Origin of the sequence: Sphingomonas parva (ex Maeng et al. 2020), from assembly GCF_004564275.1 — a bacterium.
Lineage (GTDB): Bacteria > Pseudomonadota > Alphaproteobacteria > Sphingomonadales > Sphingomonadaceae > Allosphingosinicella > Allosphingosinicella parva.
The window spans coordinates 1-4,044 of record NZ_SPDV01000078.1 but is presented as its reverse complement, the minus strand read 5'-3'; the positions used below and the strand labels follow the sequence as shown (position 1 = coordinate 4,044).

The window sequence follows — 4,044 nt, the reverse complement described above, 5'->3', positions numbered from 1 at the left end:
TCACAAGCGCGTGCAGCGCCTCCGGCAGACCGACAATCTGCTGTGCATCACCGGGCGCACGTTCCGTCCGCCGACGACCGACAGCCGGCATCGTTTCAGCGTCTACCCCAATCTGGCGCGCAAGATGATGCCCACGGGCGCGAACCAGCTGTGGGTGGCCGACATCACCTACGTGCGGCTGGCGGAGGGTTTCGTCTATCTCGCCGTGATCCTCGACGCCTGGAGCCGCCGCGTGGTGGGCTGGGCGCTGGCGGACCATCTCAAAGCTGACTTGGCTCTCGCGGCGCTCGACATGGCGCTCGCCGCCCGGGCGATCGCGCCTGGCGAACTGGTGCACCACTCTGACCGCGGCATCCAATATGCCTGCACCGCCTATGTCGAGCGCCTCACCGCGGCCGGGATCCAGCCGAGCATGAGCCGCGCCGGCTGCCCGTGGGACAACGCCATGGCGGAGAGCTTCATGCGCACGCTGAAGCGCGAGGAGGTCGACGGCCGCTGCTATCGCGATCAGGCCGACGTCGAGGCGCGGATCGCCATCTTCCTCGAGGAGGTCTACAACCGCCAGAGACTGCATTCCGCCCTGGCCTACCGGTCACCGGCGGCATTCGAACGCGACAATCGATTGCTATCGGCTCCGCCGCATGCGGCGCAGCCGATAGCGGTAGGCACAACAATCTGTGTCTAAGCTTTTTGTCTCACCGAGGGGGTGCACTCCAGCGAACTGGAAAGGCTCCTTCGTGGCTTCGTGCTCCTTCGTGGCTTCGTGTGAAATCAGGGCGCTGACAGGCACGCCGCGTTCTTCAAGCTATGCCCGGAATTCGTCTAGCAGAGACTCGCCACCGCAGCTCACTCGTCTGCCGGGCGTCTTCCGCGTTCGGCCATTCCAAACGTGCTACTCTCCTGGCGTGAGGACTCGCCGGTCAGGGGGAGAAACGGATGCCCGATGTGGAGGCACTGGCCCGGGTGGCAATAGGCTGCGGGCTCCGTGTCCACCGTCAGCTTGGCCCCGGCCTGCTCGAAAGCGTCTACGAGGCGCTGCTCGCTGCCAGTCTCGCGCGAGAAGGCCTTGCCGTCGAGCGCCAGGTGCCGGTCTCGATCGAGATCGATGGCCTTGCCTTCAAGGATGCTTTCAGGGCGGATATTGTCGTCGGCGGCCAGTTGCTGATCGAAGTGAAATCCGTTGAGCGTCTGACACCCATCCATTCCAAGCAGTTGCTGACATACCTGCGGCTGAGGAAAAGCCCCCTCGGCCTGTTGATGAATTTCGGAGGCGCGACATTCCGGGAAGGGCTCAAGCGCATCGTGAACGACTACCGAGCGCCCTATCCCGGTTCGGATCCGCCTTCGGCCCGCATGATCTGAATGGGGGCTGTCGGGTCTGTTCAGGGGCGTAACATTGGCGGGGGTGCAGAGGGGGGCGTGAAGTTCAGCAAGGAGTTCGGATCATGCGCAAGCTCATCGTCACCGCCCTCATCGCCGCCTCGGTTTCCGCGCCGGCGGCGGCGCAGTATCGCGGCGGCTATGACGGCGGCCGCGGCCGCAATGGCGGGATCGAGCGGCAGATCGACCAGATCGAGCAGCAGATCGACCGCCTGCGCGACCGTCGGCTGATTTCGGGGAACGAGGCGCAGCGGCTGTCGCGCCAGGCCGAGCAGATCGACCGGCTGCACGACCGCTATCGCCGCGACGGCCTGTCGCAGCGCGAGCATGCCGAGCTGCAGCAGCGCATCCAGGCGCTCCGCCATCGCGTGCAGAGCGAGCGCCAGGAAGGCCGCTACGACCGCCGCCGCTGAGGCGCGCGTCGTCCTGAGGCTTCGCGGCCGGGGGAGCCTGCTCCTCCGGCCGTTTGCGCGTCCGCGGCGGCGTGCGCCCGCGGCCGCTGCGTGTTGACGGGGCCGCCGGGGGCTCTCTAGAGCGAGGGTGCGGCCCGGGGCCGCCTTTTTGTTTCGCCTGCCAGGGAGCCCGAAATGGCCATCACGCCGCTCATGCCCGTCTATCCGCGCTCGCCGGTGCGGCCGGTGCGAGGGGAGGGGGTCTATCTCTACGGCGAGAATGGCGAGAAATATCTCGATTTCGCCAGCGGCATCGCGGTCAACCTGCTCGGCCACGGCCATCCGCACCTCACCAAGGCGATCCAGGACCAGGCGGCGACGCTGATCCACGTCTCCAACCTCTACGGCTCGCCGCAGGGCGAGGCGCTGGCCAAAAGGCTGGTCGACGCGACCTTCGCCGACACCGTCTTCTTCACCAATTCCGGCGCCGAGGCGGTCGAGTGCGCGATCAAGACCGCGCGCCGCTACCATCATCATCACGGCCGGCCCGAGAAGAACGTGCTGATCACCTTCCGCAACGCCTTCCACGGCCGGACGATGGCGACGATCAGTGCCACCGACCAGGCCAAATTGCGCGACGGCTTCGCGCCGATGCTCGAGGGCTTCACCGTCGTCGATTTCGACGATCTCGCCGCGGCCGAAGCGGCGGTCGACGACCGCACCGCCGGCTTCCTGGTCGAGCCGATCCAGGGTGAGGGCGGCATCCGCCCGGCGAGCCGCGAATTCATCCAGGGCCTGCGCCGGATCTGCGACGAGAAGGACCTGATGCTGGTCCTCGACGAGGTGCAATGCGGCGTCGCCCGCACCGGCACGCTCTACGCCTATGAGCATTACGGCATCGAGCCGGACATCCTCGCCTCGGCCAAGGGGATCGGCGGCGGCTTCCCGCTGGGCGCCTGCCTCGCCACCGAGAAAGCGGCGGCCGGCATGGTGATCGGCACCCACGGCTCCACCTACGGCGGCAACCCGCTCGCCATGGCGGCGGGCCAGGCGGTGCTCGACGTGGTCGACACCCCCGAATTCCTCGAGCATGTGCGCCGGATGGGCGAGCGCCTGCGCGGCGCGCTGGAGCAGATGATCCCCAATCACGACCATCTGTTCGAAAGCGTCCGCGGCCTCGGCCTGATGCTCGGCGTCAAGATGAAGACCGACAGCCGCGCCTTCGTCACCTATCTGCGCGACCACGGCCTGCTCACCGTCGCCGCCGGCGACAATGTGATGCGCGTGCTGCCGCCGCTGGTGATCGAGGATTCCCACGTCACCGAGTTCGTCGAGAGACTCTCCGAAGCGGCGCGGCAATACGAGGTGCCGGCGGCGGCGTAAGCGGCGCGGCGGACCTGTGCGGTCGTGCCGGAGTTGCCGCCACCCGGCCAACCGCTCCGGTTCCGTCACCACTTTATCGGGGCGGCTGAAGGGCGCGCTCCCCTCCACGACTTCGTGGAGGGGTTGGGGGTGGTGTGCAGACCGGATAGGGTGGTGACAGACTAGACCGGATACCTGGGTGACAGCTGTCTTATCGGCGAGGGAGACTCGCCGATGCCTTGGCAAGAGAGCTGTGCGATGGATGAGAGGGTGGCGTTCATCAGTGACTGGCTGGCGGGACATTGGACGGTGGTAGAGCTCGCCGGTCACTACGGAGTGAGCCGCAAGACGGCTTACAAGTGGATCGACCGGTACGCGTGCGAGGGCGTGGCGGGGTTGGCGGAGCGGTCGAGTGCGCCGCTGGTGCATGGCCGAGCGACGGACGAGATGCTCGTCGAGGCAATTTTGCAGCAGCGGGAGGAGCGTCCGAGTTGGGGCCCGCGGAAGATCATCGCAAAACTGGCACAGCGCCGTCCGGACTTGCCGTGGCCAGCGCCGTCGACGGCCGGCGAGATCCTGAAGCGGGCTGGCTTGGTGCAGTCGAGGCGCCGCCGAAATCGGGCGCCGCCGACGCTCGGCGGTCTGACGTGTGCGGAGCGCCCCAATCATGTTTGGGCGGTTGATCACAAGGGATGGCGTCGTCTTGGGGACGGGGAGCGCCTTGAGCCGCTAACGATCAGCGACAGCTTTTCTCGATACCTGATTGGCCTTTCTGCCGGCGCGACCACGCGCGGGGAGGAGGCGATGCCGGTGTTCGAGCGCGTTTTTGCGGCCTACGGGCTGCCCGAGATGATCCGCTCAGATAACGGCACACCCTTTGCCTCGGCCGGTGTCGTCGGCATGACCAAGC

Annotated in this window: 5 protein-coding genes; all 5 read left to right on the top strand. The window is 67.0% G+C overall.

Going from position 1 to position 4,044, the window contains the following annotated elements:
- Positions 1–685: IS3 family transposase (locus E2493_RS20195; RefSeq protein ID WP_135089760.1), on the top strand; the 685-nt coding region annotated here is incomplete at its 5' end.
- 251 nt (positions 686–936) lie between these two features.
- On the top strand, positions 937–1,362 hold the full coding sequence (locus E2493_RS20190; protein WP_135090478.1) for a GxxExxY protein: 426 nt from the start codon (positions 937–939) through the stop codon (positions 1,360–1,362).
- 83 nt (positions 1,363–1,445) lie between these two features.
- The gene (locus E2493_RS20185; protein WP_135090477.1) at positions 1,446–1,793 is read left to right on the top strand and encodes a DUF2721 domain-containing protein; all 348 of its coding nucleotides are present in this window, start codon (positions 1,446–1,448) and stop codon (positions 1,791–1,793) included.
- 174 nt (positions 1,794–1,967) lie between these two features.
- Positions 1,968–3,155 carry an aspartate aminotransferase family protein gene (locus E2493_RS20180; protein WP_135090476.1) on the top strand — a complete coding sequence of 396 codons (1,188 nt, stop codon included), beginning with the start codon at positions 1,968–1,970 and terminating at the stop codon, positions 3,153–3,155.
- 249 nt (positions 3,156–3,404) lie between these two features.
- On the top strand, positions 3,405–4,044 hold a 640-nt coding region (locus tag E2493_RS20175), incomplete at its 3' end, for a helix-turn-helix domain-containing protein (RefSeq protein WP_167737662.1).

What these genes read in the sequence shown, in the direction of transcription:
- E2493_RS20190 (WP_135090478.1), top strand. Translation starts at nt 937, where the DNA reads ATGCCCGATGTGGAGGCACTGGCCCGGGTGGCAATAGGCTGCGGGCTC.
- E2493_RS20180 (WP_135090476.1), top strand. Translation starts at nt 1,968, where the DNA reads ATGGCCATCACGCCGCTCATGCCCGTCTATCCGCGCTCGCCGGTGCGG.
- E2493_RS20185 (WP_135090477.1), top strand. Translation starts at nt 1,446, where the DNA reads ATGCGCAAGCTCATCGTCACCGCCCTCATCGCCGCCTCGGTTTCCGCG.